Source organism: Alterinioella nitratireducens (assembly GCF_013155465.1).
Classification (GTDB): Bacteria; Pseudomonadota; Alphaproteobacteria; order Rhodobacterales; family Rhodobacteraceae; genus Alterinioella; species Alterinioella nitratireducens.
This window is the reverse complement of record NZ_JABJVX010000008.1, coordinates 167,865-182,655: the sequence shown is the minus strand read 5'-3', so window position 1 is coordinate 182,655 and position 14,791 is coordinate 167,865. Positions and strand designations below refer to the sequence as shown.

Annotated in this window: 13 protein-coding genes; 4 read left to right on the top strand and 9 right to left on the bottom strand. The window is 66.4% G+C overall.

Translation table 11 applies throughout. From position 1 onward, the window contains the following. Positions 1–39 precede the first annotated feature (39 nt). Positions 40–1,284, top strand: a complete 1,245-nt coding sequence (locus HNS34_RS14525) for a cation:proton antiporter (protein WP_172320810.1) — start codon at positions 40–42, stop codon at positions 1,282–1,284. Positions 1,285–1,295: 11 nt separating this feature from the next. Here HNS34_RS14525 and HNS34_RS14520 read toward each other — a convergent pair whose 3' ends face one another. Beyond that, positions 1,296–2,309 carry a ribose-phosphate pyrophosphokinase gene (locus tag HNS34_RS14520; protein WP_172320809.1) on the bottom strand — a complete coding sequence of 338 codons (1,014 nt, stop codon included), beginning with the start codon at positions 2,307–2,309 and terminating at the stop codon, positions 1,296–1,298. An 89-nt stretch (positions 2,310–2,398) separates the two neighbouring features. On the opposite strand from HNS34_RS14520, the gene HNS34_RS14515 reads away from it, so the two are divergent. Continuing rightward, complete coding sequence (locus tag HNS34_RS14515; protein WP_172320808.1) at positions 2,399–2,998, top strand: 2-hydroxychromene-2-carboxylate isomerase; 600 nt, start codon at positions 2,399–2,401, stop codon at positions 2,996–2,998. Continuing rightward, the gene (locus HNS34_RS14510; protein WP_172320807.1) at positions 2,995–3,768 is read left to right on the top strand and encodes an alpha/beta fold hydrolase; all 774 of its coding nucleotides are present in this window, start codon (positions 2,995–2,997) and stop codon (positions 3,766–3,768) included. The genes HNS34_RS14515 and HNS34_RS14510 overlap by 4 nt, the downstream gene beginning before the upstream one ends. Positions 3,769–3,793: 25 nt before the next feature. On the opposite strand, the gene HNS34_RS14505 is transcribed toward HNS34_RS14510, so the two are convergent. From HNS34_RS14505 to HNS34_RS14470, 8 genes are all read right to left on the bottom strand, one after another. Further along, complete coding sequence (locus HNS34_RS14505) at positions 3,794–4,846, bottom strand: threonine aldolase family protein (RefSeq protein WP_172320806.1); 1,053 nt, start codon at positions 4,844–4,846, stop codon at positions 3,794–3,796. After that, positions 4,843–5,289, bottom strand: a complete 447-nt coding sequence (locus HNS34_RS14500; RefSeq protein ID WP_172320805.1) for a YcgN family cysteine cluster protein — start codon at positions 5,287–5,289, stop codon at positions 4,843–4,845. The genes HNS34_RS14505 and HNS34_RS14500 overlap by 4 nt, the downstream gene beginning before the upstream one ends. Continuing rightward, positions 5,286–6,215, bottom strand: a complete 930-nt coding sequence (locus HNS34_RS14495; RefSeq protein ID WP_172320804.1) for a bifunctional riboflavin kinase/FAD synthetase — start codon at positions 6,213–6,215, stop codon at positions 5,286–5,288. Before HNS34_RS14495 ends, HNS34_RS14500 begins: the two co-directional genes overlap by 4 nt. Before the next feature lie 271 nt (positions 6,216–6,486). Then, on the bottom strand, positions 6,487–8,838 hold the full coding sequence (locus HNS34_RS14490) for an aldehyde dehydrogenase family protein (protein WP_172320803.1): 2,352 nt from the start codon (positions 8,836–8,838) through the stop codon (positions 6,487–6,489). A 5-nt stretch (positions 8,839–8,843) separates the two neighbouring features. Beyond that, the gene (locus tag HNS34_RS14485; RefSeq protein WP_172320802.1) at positions 8,844–9,071 is read right to left on the bottom strand and encodes a hypothetical protein; all 228 of its coding nucleotides are present in this window, start codon (positions 9,069–9,071) and stop codon (positions 8,844–8,846) included. Between the two features lie 5 nt (positions 9,072–9,076). Next, the gene (deoC, locus tag HNS34_RS14480; protein ID WP_172320853.1) at positions 9,077–10,054 is read right to left on the bottom strand and encodes a deoxyribose-phosphate aldolase; all 978 of its coding nucleotides are present in this window, start codon (positions 10,052–10,054) and stop codon (positions 9,077–9,079) included. 106 nt (positions 10,055–10,160) lie between these two features. After that, positions 10,161–10,496 (bottom strand): hypothetical protein, encoded by a 336-nt coding sequence (locus HNS34_RS14475; RefSeq protein WP_172320801.1) that lies wholly within the window; start codon positions 10,494–10,496, stop codon positions 10,161–10,163. A 51-nt stretch (positions 10,497–10,547) separates the two neighbouring features. After that, positions 10,548–11,690: a CapA family protein gene (locus HNS34_RS14470; RefSeq protein ID WP_172320800.1), complete on the bottom strand. Its 1,143-nt coding sequence runs from the start codon at positions 11,688–11,690 to the stop codon at positions 10,548–10,550. 233 nt (positions 11,691–11,923) lie between these two features. Here HNS34_RS14470 and HNS34_RS14465 point away from each other — a divergent pair, with 233 nt between their 5' ends. Continuing rightward, entirely contained in the window at positions 11,924–14,749 is a 2,826-nt protein-coding gene (locus HNS34_RS14465; RefSeq protein ID WP_172320799.1) for a molybdopterin oxidoreductase family protein, read from the top strand. Positions 14,750–14,791: the final 42 nt, after the last annotated feature.

Sequence of the window (14,791 nt, the reverse complement as noted above, 5' to 3'; positions counted from 1 at the left end):
GGGCGTTCATTCGCGCCGCAATCAAGGTGACATTCGCCCATGCATGACGACCCGTTCTTCGGTCTCAACCCCTATCACGTCGCGCTGGCGGTCATCGGCATCGTGGTGATCCTGGCGCGCTGGCTGCCACGGATGGTATCCGACCGCGAACCGGCCTCGGCCCCCCTGATGATCCTCTTCGGGGCGGGCGCGGCGATGCTGGTGCCGGGGATGCCGCTGCCACCCGATCCGCGCGAGTCCCCGCTGATTTGGGAACTGGTCAGCGAATTGGCGGTGATCATGGCGCTGTTCGGCGCGGGGATGCGGCTGGACAGCCTCAGGCCGCTGGCAAAATGGGGGCCGACGGCGCGCATGTTGGGGGTGGCGATGCCGCTCACGATCCTGTCGGTGATGCTGCTGGGGATCGGGTTGGAGGGGCTGACCGTGGGGGGCGCCATCCTGCTCGGCGCGGTGCTGGCCCCCACCGATCCGGTGCTGGCCGCCGATGTGCAGGTTGGCCCGCCGCAGGAGGGCGAGGAACATCCGGTCCGATTCACCCTGACGACAGAGGCGGCCCTGAATGACGGGCTGGCCTTTCCCTTCGTCTATCTCGGCCTCATCGTCGCCGCCGAGGGGCTGAACCCGTCGGCATGGGCGGTGGACTGGCTGCTGCGCGATGTGCTCTACCGGATCGTGGTTGGCGCGGCGATGGGGTGGGTCGGGGCAAGGGGGCTTGCCCTGGTCCTGTTCCACGTGCCCCGGCGCTTTATCCTGGCCGAAACCGGCACCGGCGTTATTGCCCTGGCGGGCGTTCTGCTGTGCTACGGCTCGACCGAACTGGTCGAAGGCTACGGCTTCATCGCGGTCGCCGTGATGGGGCTGACCCTGCGCCGGGTCGAAGAGGGCCACGAGTATCACCGCCGGCTGCACGATTTCTCCGAGTCCATCGAACACGCGCTGACCGCGATCCTGCTTGTCGGGCTTGGCACCGTGCTGCCGATGCTCTTCGCCGATCTGACCTGGGCGCATGTCGGGTTGACGCTGCTGTTTCTGGTGGTGATCCGACCGCTGGCCGGGTGGGTCTCGCTGATCGGCACGCCGCTGGATACAAGCAGCCGGGCCGTCGTGTCGATCTACGGCGTGCGCGGGATCGGCTCGATCTACTACCTCTGCTACGCGGCCAGCCACCTGGAATTCGTGAACGAGGCGCAACTCTGGTCGCTGGTCGGGCTGGTGATCCTGCTGTCCACCATCCTGCACGGGTTCTCCGTCGGATGGGCGATGGACCGGATCCGCGAGGAGTAGCGCAGGCGCCTTCAGCGCGAATACATGCCCTCGTAGATCGGGGCCAGGGTCTCGTCCTGGAAGAGCGACGACACCGAGGTGCCGTTCCAGGTGTTCAGGATCGCCTGCGCGAACATCGGCGCGGTCGGCACGATGCGGATATTGGGCGTGGCGCGGGTGGCCGCCGTGGCCTCGATCGAATCGGTGATCACGAGCGATTTCATGACCGATTCCGTGATCCGTTTCTGCGCGGGGCCGGAAAGGACGCCGTGGGTGATATAGGCGTGAACCTCGGCGGCACCCTGTTCCATCAGCACCTCGGCGGCCTTGCACAGCGTGCCGGCAGTGTCGCAGATGTCATCGACGATGATACATTTCTTGCCCTTCACATCGCCGATCACGGTCATCTCGGCCACTTCGCCCGCCTTCTCGCGGCGCTTGTCCACGATGGAAAGCGGTGCATTGATCCGCTTGGCCAATTCGCGCGCGCGCGCGACGCCGCCGACATCGGGCGAGATCACCATGATCTCGTCCATCTGGCCGTGGAAATGGTGCAGGATGTCCAGCGCGAAAACCGGCGAGGCATAGAGGTTGTCGACCGGAATGTCGAAAAAGCCCTGGATCTGGGTCGCGTGCAGGTCCAGCGTCAGCACCCGTTCGATGCCCGCGCGCACGATCATGTTCGAGACCAGCTTGGCCGAGATCGGCGTGCGCGCCTTGGTGCGGCGGTCCTGCCGCGCATAGCCGAAATAGGGGATCACGGCGGTGATGCGCGCGGCCGAGGACCGGCGCAGCGCATCGGCCATGATCAGCAGTTCCATCAGGTTGTCATTGGCGGGGTTCGAGGTGCTCTGGATGATGAACATATCCTCGCCGCGCACGTTTTCGAACACCTCGACGAAGACTTCCTGATCGTTGAAGCGCTCGACCCGCGCGTCGACCAGCCCCACGGACATGCCCCGGTGCAGCGTCATGCGGCGGGCAATGGCCTCGGCCAGCGGGCGGTTGGCATTGCCGGAGATAAGCTTGGGGTCGGTGGCGGGCATGGGGCGCGGTCCCTCGTGGCAGCGGGGTGAAACGTTGACACCCGATAGCATCCGGCTACGGTCCGGGAAAGTCCAAACGGGAGGTCAAATTGGCCCATATCGACATCTATCTCAGCCCGCTCTCGCCCTATTCCTACCTCGCCGGCACCCGTGCCGCGGAAATCGCGGAGACGCATGGCGCGCAGATCACCTACAAGCCGCTCGATGTGATGGGGCTGTTTTCGCGCACCGGCGGCACGCCCCCCAAGGATCGCCACCCGTCGCGCCAGGCCTACCGCTTGCAGGAACTGCGCCGCCAATCGGCCAGGACGGGGCTGCCGCTGAACGAGAAACCGATGTTCTGGCCGACCAACCCGGCCCCGGCCTGCTATGCGCTGATCTCGGCGCAGAAGGCGGGCGGAGGCGATCTTGCGGGGCTGGTCGCAGCCCTTGGCCGCGCGGTCTGGGCCGAGGAAAGGGACATCGCCGAGGCCAGGGTGATCCGCGCCGCGCTGGAGGCAAACGGCTTCGATCCCGATCTGGCAGACAAGGGCATGCTCAGCGCCGCCGAGGAATACGCCCGCAACCTTGAAGACGCTGTCAGCGCCGGCGTCTTCGGTGTGCCCTTCTACATCGTCGATGGCTCCGAGCGTTTCTGGGGCCAGGACCGGCTGGACGATCTCGACCTGCACCTGTCCGGCAAGCTGTGAGCGACGGCGTCCGGCACTGGGGAGACGGCCCGCGCGAGGTGTTGATGCTGCATTGCTCGCTGGCGCAGGGCTCCGCGTGGAAGGGCGTGGCGGCGCGTCTGCCGGGGGGCTTGCACCTGACCGCGCCCGATATCGTCGGCCATGGCGACGGCCCCGACCACGACCCTTCGCGCGACCTGCATGATCAGTGCTTCGGCGCCGTCCTGCCGCATCTGCCCGCGGGTGGGTTCGACGCCATCGGCCACAGTTTCGGCGCGACCCTGGCGCTGCGGCTGGCCATCGAAATGCCGGATCGCGTCCGCAGCCTGACCCTGATCGAGCCGGTGCTTTTTGCCGCCGCCAGGGGAGCCCCGAGTTTCGAGACGCAACTGGCCATACAACTGGCGCTCGAAGAGGCCGTGGCGCAGGACAACAACGCCGCCGCCACGCGCGGCTTCCTGGACCTATGGGGCACCGGCGGTGATTTTGATGACCAGCCGGACGCGCAGCGCGCTTACATGGTTGACCGGATTGACCTGATCGCCGCGTCGAGACCCGCGCTGTTCGGGGACAGCGCCGGGCTGGTTCCGCGATTGGGGCAAGTGACCGCCCCGACGTTGCTGGTCTCGGGCGAAAACTGCCAGCCCGTCATCACCGATATCCTCGACCGGATGCAGGTCGCCATCCCCGATACGACCCGCAGCGGCATTCCGGGTGCCGGTCACATGGCCCCGATCACCCATCCCGAACCGGTCGCCGCCGCCATCGCGGCCCATCTGCAATCGTCGTAGGGCGGGGTTCATCCCGCCAGCCGCTTCACCCGCGGAAATGCCCCAACAGATCCTGAACCGATTGCGGCGTGCAGGACCAGTCGCAGACGAACCGGCAGCGGATCAGCTCATCCTCGGGCCCGTCCAGCGAGACATCGAATGGAAAGAGATAGTATTTCGCCCCGGCCTCCATCGCCCGTTTATGCGCCCTGCGCGGGAGATGCGCGAAGATCATGTTGCCCTGCGGCTCCGCCTCGATCTGCGCGCCGGGCAGGGCGGTGATGCCCTCGGCCAACTCCGCGCAGCGCGCATTCGCCTGTTCCGCCAGCCGCAGCCACAACCCGTCCTTTACATAGGCCCGCATCTGCGCCGACAGGAACCGGTGCTTGGAGAAGAGATGCCCGCCCCGCTTGCGCCGCAGTTCCGTCTCCCGGGCCTGTGCGGGATCGAAGAAGATCACCGCTTCAACCCCCAGGCAGCCGTTCTTGGTGCCGCCGAAGCTGACCGCGTCGATGCCCGCCTTCCACGTCATTTCCGCCGGGGTGCAGCCGAGTGCCGCGCAGGCATTGGCCATGCGCGCGCCGTCGAGATGCGTCTTCAGCCCGTAGGATTTCGCCACATCCGTCAACGCGCGGATCTCGTCCAGCGTGTAGAGCGAGCCGACTTCGGTGATATTGGTGATCGTGACCGGCCCGCGTTGCACGCCATGCACGCCCTTGTCGCCGGTTCTGGCAATGGCCGCCTTCAGACCCTCCGGCGTCATCTTGCCCTTCTCGCCGTCCACCAGCACCATCTTGGCGCCGCCGGTATAGAACTCGGGCGCGCCGCACTCATCCTCCTCGGCATGGGCGACGCGGTGCATGAAAATGCCGTCCCAGGGATTGGCCAGCGTCGCCAGCGCCAGCGCATTGGCCGCCGTGCCGGTCGCGACCAGATGCACCGCCGCCTCGGGCGCCTCGAAGAGGGCCCGGACGGCCGCCACAACCTCTGGCGTGACCGGGTCATTGCCATAGGGCATGTGGTGGCCCTCATTGGCGCGCGCGATCGCGTCGATGATCTCGGGCGCGGCGGGCCCCATATTGTCGGATGCAAACATCATGTTCCCGGCTCCTCGATAATGTAGTCTTCCCAGTCTTCCTCCGGCACCTCGAACTCGGGCACCGTGCGCCCCCTGACCGAGACCCCGGCGCGATGCACGCTTTCCGGATCGCCCGTGATCAGCGGATGCCAGCGGGGCAGGGGCTTGTCCTCATGCAGCAGCCGGTAGGCGCAGGTTTCCGGCATGAAATAGGCCACGTCGCCCATTGTCGAGGGGGTCAGCTGGATGCAATCGGGCACCAGCGTCTTGCGGATCTCGTATTGGCCGCAGCGCGCGGTGCTATCGTCCAGCAGGCGGCAGGCGACGCAGGTCAGGGCGACCTCCCGGCTGTCCTCGTCCTCCAGCTTGTTGAGGCAGCACTTGCCGCAGCCATCGCAGAGCGCCTCCCACTCCTCTTCCGTCATCTTCGCCATCGGAACGTGACGCCAGAACTCGCGCCTCATGGCAGCGCCTTCAGGATCGCGCGGGCCGTGTCGCTATCGGCATCCATCTGCGTGATCAGCGCGTCGAGCCCATCGAATTTCATCTCCGGTCTCAGGTAGTCGATCAGCGCCACCGACAGGTCGCATCCGTAAAGATCGCCCGAGAAATCGAAGAGGAAGGTTTCAAGGTTCGGCACCTCGCCCCCGAACATGGGCCGCACGCCGAGGCTGGCAACGCCATGATAGGTGCCGGGATGCGCCCCGTCGCGGACATCGACGATGACGGCATAGACGCCCAGTTTCGGCAGGTGCAGCCCCTCAAGGCCCATATTGGCGGTCGGGTAGCCCAGGGTGCGCCCGCGCTTCTCGCCATGGACCACCGGTCCCTCGATACGGTGCCAGTGGCCAAGCATCGAGGCCGCGTCGCGCGGCCGCCCCTCGCTCAGTGCGAGCCGGATATTGGTCGAGGAAATCGCGCCGAGGTCGCCATGCTTGATCGGCACGACAACGACGTCGAACCCCATTTCCTGCCCGAACGCGCTCAGCATCCCGACAGTGCCGGCCCGGCCCTTGCCGAAACAGAAATCGGCCCCGACGATGACCCGCATCACGCCAAGCCCCTCGGCCAGAACCTCGCGCGCGAACGCCTCCGCACTCAGCCCGGCCAGCGCCGCGTTGAAGGGCAGCTCATAAAGGATATCGACGCCCAGTTTCTGCAACCGGTTCGCCCGCGCCTCGGCATTCATCAGCCGGAAGGGTGGGCTGTCTGGCGCGAAGAACTGGCGTGGATGCGGCTCGAAGGTCAGCAGGCCAAGCGGCATGTCCCGGTGGCGCGCCTGGTCGATCACATGCTGATGGCCCAGGTGCACGCCGTCGAAATTGCCGATGGCAACCGCGGCGCCGCGATCTTCGGGCAAGGCATATTGGTAATCGCGCAGGATTCTCATGCGCCCCGGATTAGCGGGGTGCCGGATCGAGGGCAACCAACGCCTCATCATGTTGCTGAAAATAGCAGTCTGGTTGCGCTCCGGCAGCGGGGGTGATTGAACACCGGCTGGCCTGGCATCGCCCCGAGCCACGCGCCCCGCCCCACCACGGACGGCCCGCACATTTGATTCGGACGGTCGCTGCGACCCCGCAGGACTGGATCGACATGGCTGACCCGTCGCGGGGGCAGGGGCGGGCCGATCGCGCGACTCTCCAGCCGCGCGATGCCCGTTATTCGCCGTAGGGCACCCAGATCGTCTTGACCTCGGTCGCGGCCTGAAGGAAGCGTTTGCCCTCGCCCGCCGGAGTGGTCCAGTCGGGGTTGCGCCCGTGATTGACCCAGGTCCGCTTGAGGTTGCCCGCAGCCGCCTTCTCGATGGTCCTGGAAATGTCGGCGGCGGAAAAGCTCCAGACCGCGTCGATATCCATGTGACCGGCCATCTGCGTGGCCAACTCGCCATGCTGTCCGGTCAGGATGTTGACGACTCCGCCGGGCAGGTCCGAGGTGTCCAGCACCTGGTAGAGGTCGGTCAGGGCCAGCGGCGCGCTTTCACTGGCCACAAGGATCGCCCGGTTGCCCATCGCCACGGCAGGCGCCATGAGGGATATGGGGCCAAGCAGCGGCGCCTCATCCGGGCAGAAGACGCCGATGGTGCCGACCGGTTCGTTCATCGCCAGCGCCACGCCGCGAATGGGCACCGTCTTGGCGGCCCCGTCGAACTTGTCGGCCCAGGCGGCATAGGTGAAGAGACGGTCGAGGCTCATCTCGACCTCGCCCGCCGCCGTCTTGGCCGTGGCTCCCGTCAGATCGCTGATCCGGGAGGCAAACTCACCCCCGCGGGCCGACAGGTTCTCGGCCATGTAATAGAGGATCTGCGCGCGCAGATGCCCGGTGGTCCTGCCCCAGCCGGCGGCCTTGTTCGCGGCCTCGACCGCGTTGCGCAGATCCTTGCGGTTGGCAAGGCCGACATGGCCGAGGATCTTGCCCTTGGGCGAGGTCACGGGCCGCGAATAGCCGCTGTCTGGCCGGGCTTGGCTGCCACCGATATACATCTTGGCGGTGCGGTCGATGCCGGTAAATTCCTCTTGCGCGGGATCGGCGGGCTTGGCCGGTTTCACCGCTTTCGTCGCGATATCGGGCTTGAGATAGGCCGCCAGCCCCTCCCATCCGCCTTCGCGCCCGAACCCGCTTTCGCGCACGCCGCCAAAGCCCGCCGCCGCGTCGAAAAGGTTGGTCGCATTGACCCAGACCACGCCCGAGACCAGCTTGGGCGCCACGTCCAGTGCCAGGTTCACATTCTCGGTCCAGAGCGTCGCGGCCAGGCCGTAGCGCGTGTTGTTGGCGATCTCGACCGCCTCGCCCGGCGTGCGGAAGGTGGTGGAGACGAGGACAGGTCCGAAGATCTCCTCCTGCATCAGGTGCGAGGCTGAGGAAAGTCCTGTGATCAACGTCGGCGGGTAGAAACAGCCCTTGGCGGGCAGGTCGATGGGGGCGTGATGGGTCTCACCGTCCTCATTGCCGCCGACCAGCGCCTTGATCCGGTCCAGTTGCACCGGATCGACAATGGCCCCGATGTCGATGCTCTTGTCCAGCGGATCGCCCGCGCGCAGTTTCGCCATCCGGGCCTTGAGCCGCGTGTGGAAATCCTCGGCGATCCCCTCCTGCACAAGAAGGCGCGAGCCCGCGCAGCAGACCTGACCCTGGTTGAACCAGATCGCATCGACCAGCCCCTCGATCGCGCTGTCGATATCGGCGTCATCGAACACGATATAGGGCGACTTGCCGCCAAGCTCCAAGGTCAGCGCCTTGCCGGTCCCCGCCGTCGCCTCGCGCAGCTTGCGCCCCACATCGGTGGAGCCTGTGAAGGCGATCTTGTTGACATCCGGGTGATCGACCAGCGCCGCCCCCGTCGCCCCGTCGCCGGTGACGATATTGACGACGCCCTTGGGCAGCCCCGCCTCGACGCAGATATCGGCGAAGAGAAGCGCGGTGAGCGAGGTGTATTCGGCGGGCTTCAGAACCACGGTATTGCCCGCCGCCAGCGCCGGCGCGATCTTCCAGGACAGCATCAGCAGAGGGAAATTCCACGGCACGATCTGGCCGCAGACACCATGCGGGGAGTGGTCGGGCACCTCGGCATCGCGCAACTGCGCCAGACCGGCGTGATAGTAGAAATGCCGCTGCGCCAGGGGCACGTCGATATCCCGGCTCTCGCGGATCGGCTTGCCGTTATCCATGCTCTCCAGCACGGCGAAAAGGCGCGAATGCTTCTGCAACAGCCGTGCCAGCGCATAGAGATGGCGGGCGCGCTGGTGGCCGCTCAGCTTGGACCAGGCGGGGAAGGCCTTGCGGGCGGCTTTCACGGCAGCATCCACATCCTCGGTGGTGCCTTGCGTGACCTGCGCCAGCGTCTCGCCCGTGGCGGGGTTCCGGGTGGCGAATGTCTCGCCCGGCTTGGCGAAGCTGCCGCCGATGAAGGGACCGAAGCGGCCTTCATGCCTGGCGATCCACGCGCGGGCCTCGGCGTCGCTCTCGGGGGCGGGGCCGTAGTCCATGGTCTCGAAAATCTCGGGGATGGTCATCTGTTTCAGTCTCCGTCACTCAAGAGTGCGACGACATCATCTTGGATCATCTCGTCCAGCATCCGGAGCCCATTTATGTCATCGTCAGTGATCTGTGGATTTGCATCCCGGTGTGACTTTCTTACCAGCGCACACATTTCTCGTATCTCATCATAAAATACGCCCGCGCGCTGTAAGCGTGCTGCCTTCTTGGGATTGTTCTCAATCAGGCGATGGGCAATCGAAGTGATCATCTCACTCACCCCATCGCATGCCGCCAACCCGCCGAGTAACTCCCGGTCAGGTGGTGTTCCAATTGCCGCTCGATATCGCCAAGCAGCGAGGACGCGCCGAAGCGGAAAAGGTCGGGCCGAAGCCACGGATCGCCCAACTCCTCCTTCATCAGCGCCAGATATGTCACCGCATCCTTGGCCTTGGAGATGCCGCCCGCGGGCTTGTAGCCCACCCGGAACCCCGTCGCGGCCTCGTAGGCGCGGATGGCGCGGATCATCACGAGGCTGACGGGCAGGGTGGCGTTGACGCTTTCCTTGCCGGTCGAGGTCTTGATGAAATCGGCCCCGGCCATCATGCAGACGAGGCTGGCGCGTGCGACATTGCGCAGCGTGCCAAGCTCGCCCGTCGCCAGGATCGCCTTGACGTGCGCCTCGCCGCAGGCCGCGCGGAAGGTCTTCATCTCGTCATAGAGCGCCTGCCAATCGCCCGTAAGCACGTGGCGGCGCGAAATCACGATGTCGATCTCGGCGGCACCCGCCTTGACGCTCTCCTCGATCTCGCGCACCCGCAGGTGGAAGGGCGACAGGCCCGCCGGAAACCCGGTGGAGACGGCGGCGACGGGAATGCCCGAGCCCTCCAGCGCCTCGACGGCAGGCGCGATCATGTCGTGATAGACGCAGACCGCGCCGACGGTCAGGTCGGGCAGGCCGATGGCGTCCAGAATCTCGGCCCGCGCGGGTTGGCGCGCTTTCGCACAAAGCCGCCGCACCCGTCCGGGCGTGTCATCGCCCGCCAGAGTGGTCAGGTCGATGCAGGAAATCGCGCGCGCCAGCCATGCGGCCTGGTAGTCCTTCTTCACGCTGCGCCGTCCCGGCAGGGTCGCGGCACGGCGTTCGATGGCCGAGGTATTGGCCTGCACCGAGGCGACCCAATCGAGGTCCAGCGCGGTGCCGGGGTTGCGGGCGTCCGTGATCAGCGGCGCGAAATCCGCGCGGGCGGTCATGGCGCGATCGGATGTGAGCGGGGGTCTGGTCATGGTGGTCCGGGCCTGTTGGTGAGGTGGATCAGCCTGACATGGGGAGGACCCCGGCGCAAGGCCACCCCTCGCGTCAGGTCTCGGGCGGCCAAGAGCTCTCGATCAGGTGCATTTCCACGACGCGGCGCACAAACTCCACCATCGCGTCAGGCCCCGAGGCGCGATCCTTGACGAAGATGCACAGGTCGGGCCGCTGACTGGCGATCAGGCCCACCAGGTCGCCGCGCACGCTGTCTTCCAGGCTGCCGCCGATGATGACGCAGGCGATGGCGGGTTCCCCCTCCAACTGGCGCATCACCTCGGCATGGTCATGCGCCCCCAGCCAGCGGACGGGCAAATCCTCCATGTGTTTCGGAACATCCCCGATCACGTTGCGCAATTTGCCGACCAGAAGAACGACGGGTTTCATGATGCGACTCCCTTCACCTGACATACGCCTGACCCCACCATAGCATGAAGGTCAGGGCGAGGTGCAAATCGCGCGGCCCTGCAACCGCGCGATATCGGCAAGGCTCAGCATCCCCTCGCGGCCCAGGACGCGGGCGACATGGGCGGTGCTTTCCTGCCCGTCCACCGCCTGTTCGGCCGGTTGCACCACGACGCCCGACGTATAGCGCGTCACGCGGGTGGGCAGCCACGCGGGCGGGCGCGCCTGCATCCCCCCGGCCCCCGGCACGAGGTCGAAGAACAGGATCGCCGAGGAGCGTTGATCCAGCCGCCATTGCGACGAGATGAAATTGCCGAGCGAATAGGCGATGAACCCGTCGCGCCCGTCCGAGGTCCGGTAGGGTTCAATCGGTTGCAGCACATGGGGGTGCGTGCCGATCACGGCGGCGGCCCCGGCCTCCAGCGCGGCGCGGCCAAGACGGCGCTGGTTGGCATCGGGCGTCTCGACATATTCCGCGCCCCAATGCGGCAGGAAGATCACGGCGGAGATCGCGGGATCGGCGCCAAGCGCGCGGATCTGCGCCAGCACGGACGCCTCGTCGCGATAGCAGCGCAACAGCTGGCGGTTCGGATCGGCCATGCCGTTGGCCGAGAAGGAACAGGCCAGGAAAGCGATCCGGTGGCCACCCGCCGAGACCACGCCATGCCAGGGCCCGTCCGGGTCGCTCCGGGGTCGGGTGCCTGTCGCGGGCAGACCGGCGGCGGCGATGGCCTCAAGCGTGCGATCCACCCCAAGCGGCCCGCGATCCATCGCGTGGTTGTTGGCGGTTTGCAGCAGGTCGAACCCCGCGCCGCTGAGCGCCGGGATCAGCGAGGGGTGATAGTTGAAGGCGGGATAGCCGGAATAGACGGTCCCGTCGAAGATCATGCCGGGATCGCTGGTCGCCCGCCCGCCGGGGCCGACATTGCGCGCGGCAGGGCCTTCCAGGTTTGCCACCGCGATATCGGCCAGCCGCAGATAAGGCGCGACATGGGCGAATTGCGCCGCATAGCCGCGCGGCTGTTCGCGCGCGTCCTGTTGCAGCAGCACATGCATCAGCACATCGCCCACGGCGGCGACCGTGACCGCGCCGGGCTGGAACACGGCCCGGCTGGCCGACGCCGTGCCATCGGCCCCGATACAGCCCCGCGGCTCCGTCGCCTCCGATACCGGCACGCAACCCGCGAGCGCCAGGCAAGCGGCACTCAGCCACACTCTAAACGGGCAGGGCGCATGGGCGGGGCCTTCCTCTGGTCTCATCCCTTGCAGGAAACTGGCCTTAGCCGCCCCGGTCAAGCGATGATACCTGATTGTGCAAATTTGCAGGGTGAGTGTGCTTGCTTTTCGGAGACGGGCTTGCAACCTTTGCCACGATCCGCGCAACCGCATCCCCCGAGCAGGAGCCATCCATGCCCCCAACGCAACCTTCGGTCGACCTCTCGCCCAGGGTCTCGGACGAGGTGCGCAAGACGACCTGCTACATGTGCGCCTGCCGCTGCGGCATCAACGTGCATATGAAGGGCGGAAAGGTGGCCTATATCGAAGGCAACCGCGACCACCCGGTCAACAAGGGCGTGCTCTGCGCCAAGGGCTCGGCAGGGATCATGCAGCACAACGCGCCCTCGCGCCTGCGCGCACCCCTGAAGCGCACCGGCCCGCGCGGATCGGGTGAGTTCGAGGAGATCTCCTGGGACGAGGCGATGGAGATCGCCGTCGGCTGGCTCAAGCCGATCCGCGAAACCGCGCCGGAGAAACTCGCCTTCTTCACCGGGCGCGACCAATCGCAAAGCTTCACCTCCTTCTGGGCGCAGGGCTTCGGCACGCCGAACTACGCCGCGCATGGCGGGTTCTGTTCCGTCAACATGGCCGCTGCCGGCATCTACACCATGGGCGGCGCCTTCTGGGAGTTCGGCCAGCCCGATTGGGAGCGCTCGAAGCTCTTCATGCTCTTTGGCGTCGCGGAGGATCACGACAGCAACCCGATCAAGCTGGGGCTGGCAAAGCTCAAGGAGCGGGGCGCCAAGATCATCGGGGTCAACCCGGTGCGCTCGGGCTATAACGCCATCGCCGATGAATGGGTGGGGATCACGCCGGGCACCGACGGCCTCTTCATCCTGTCGCTCATTCATTGCCTGATGAAGGCGGGGCGCATCGACCTCGATTACCTCGCCCGCTTCACCAATGCGCCGGTGCTGGTCAATGGCGATCCGAAGTCGCCGGACTACGGCCTGCTGATGCGCGATCAGGACGGCAAGATGCTGGTGCTGGACCGCGCCACCGGCAAGCGCACGCCCTATGACCGGAAAGGCGTCAAACCCGACCTCGCGGGCAGCTACCGCAAGGCGGGCATCAGCCATCGCCCTGTATTCCATCACATGGTCGAGCGTTACCTCAGCGACGATTACGCGCCCGAGCAGGTGGCGGACCGTGTCGGTATCTCGGCCAAACGCATCCGCCATATCGCGGCGGAGCTCGCCCGCGCCGCCTTTGACGAGGCGTTCGAGATCGACCGGCCCTGGACCGATTTCCGCGGCGAGACCCACAAGACCATGGTGGGCCGCCCGGTCAGCTTCCACGCCATGCGCGGCATCTCGGCCCATTCCAACGGCTTCCAGACGGCCCGCGCCCTGCATGTCCTCCAGATCATCCTCGGCACGGTCGAGGTGCCCGGCGGCTTCCGTTTCAAGCCGCCCTATCCGAAACCGCCCGAGGCGCATCCGAAACCCCATGTCGGCACCAATCCCGGCCAGGCCCTCAACGGCCCGCATCTGGGCTTTGTCCACGGCCCCGACGATCTGGCCCTGAAACCCGATGGCAGCCCCGCCCGCATCGACAAGGCTTTCACCTGGGAAAACCCGATGTCGGCGCATGGGTTGATGCACATGGTGATCTCGAACGCCCATGCGGGCGATCCCTACAAGATCGACACGCTGTTCATGTACATGGCCAACATGGCGTGGAATTCGTCGATGAATACCGGCGGCGTGATGCAGATGCTGACCGACAGGGACGACAGCGGCGACTACGTCATCCCGCATATCATCTACTCCGACGCCTATAGCTCCGAGATGGTGGCCTATGCCGACCTGATCCTGCCCGACACGACCTACCTGGAACGTCACGATTGCATCAGCCTGCTCGACCGCCCGATCTGCGAGGCCGACGCGGCGGCGGATGCGATCCGCTGGCCGGTGGTGGAGCCCGACCGCGACGTGCGCGGCTTTCAATCGGCGCTGTGTGAGCTTGGCGCGCGGCTGGGCCTGCCCAATTTCATCAACGAAGACGGCAGCCAGAAATGGGCCGATTACGCCGATTACATCACCAACCACGAACGCCGCCCAGGCATCGGCCCGCTGGCGGGGTTCCGGGGGCCAGAGGGCGACAAGACGGGCCGGGGTGAGGTCAACCTCGACCAGCTCGACCGCTACATCGAGAATGGCGGCTTCTTCGTCAGTCACATCCCCGAGGAGGCGCAGTTCTACAAGCCGTGGAATACCGCCTACCAGGACTGGGCCGTGGGCATGGGCCTCTTTGACGCGCCGCAGCCCTATCTCTTCAACCTCTACGTGGAGCCGCTGCGCCGCTTCCAGCTTGCCGCCGAGGGCCACGGCGACCGCCAGCCGCCCGAACATCTGCGCGGTCGCATCAAGCGCACCATGGACCCGCTGCCGATCTGGTATCCGCCGCTGGAGGATGGCCATGCCGACCCGGTCGAATACCCGATCCACGCGCTGACGCAGCGCCCGATGGCGATGTATCATTCCTGGGGCACGCAGAACGCCTGGCTGCGCCAGATCCACGGGCGCAATCCGCTCTATGTGCCGACAGGTCTTTTCGAGGAACATCGCCTGTCCGATGGCGACTGGGTCCGCGTGACCTCGGTGCATGGCGAGATCACGGTGCCCGTCATGCACATGGCCGCGCTGAACGCGAACACCGTCTGGACCTGGAACGCCATCGGCAAGCGCAAGGGCGCCTGGGCGCTGGACGAAGACGCGCCCGAGGCCACCAGGGGGTTCCTGCTCAACCACATCATCCACGAGCTTCTGCCGCCGCGCGGCGACGGGCTGCGCTATGCCAATTCCGACCCGGTGACGGGGCAGGCCGCCTGGTTCGACCTGCGCGTGAAGATCGAGAAGGTGCCGGCGCCCGCCGAGGCCCAACCGGCCTATCCGCCGATCACATCGCCGGTGGGCAAGGGGCCGAAGGATCTGGCCTGGAAGGTGGGAAAATGAGGAAGATTTCGATCAGCCAGCCGCGCCCGCGTCTGTACGGGG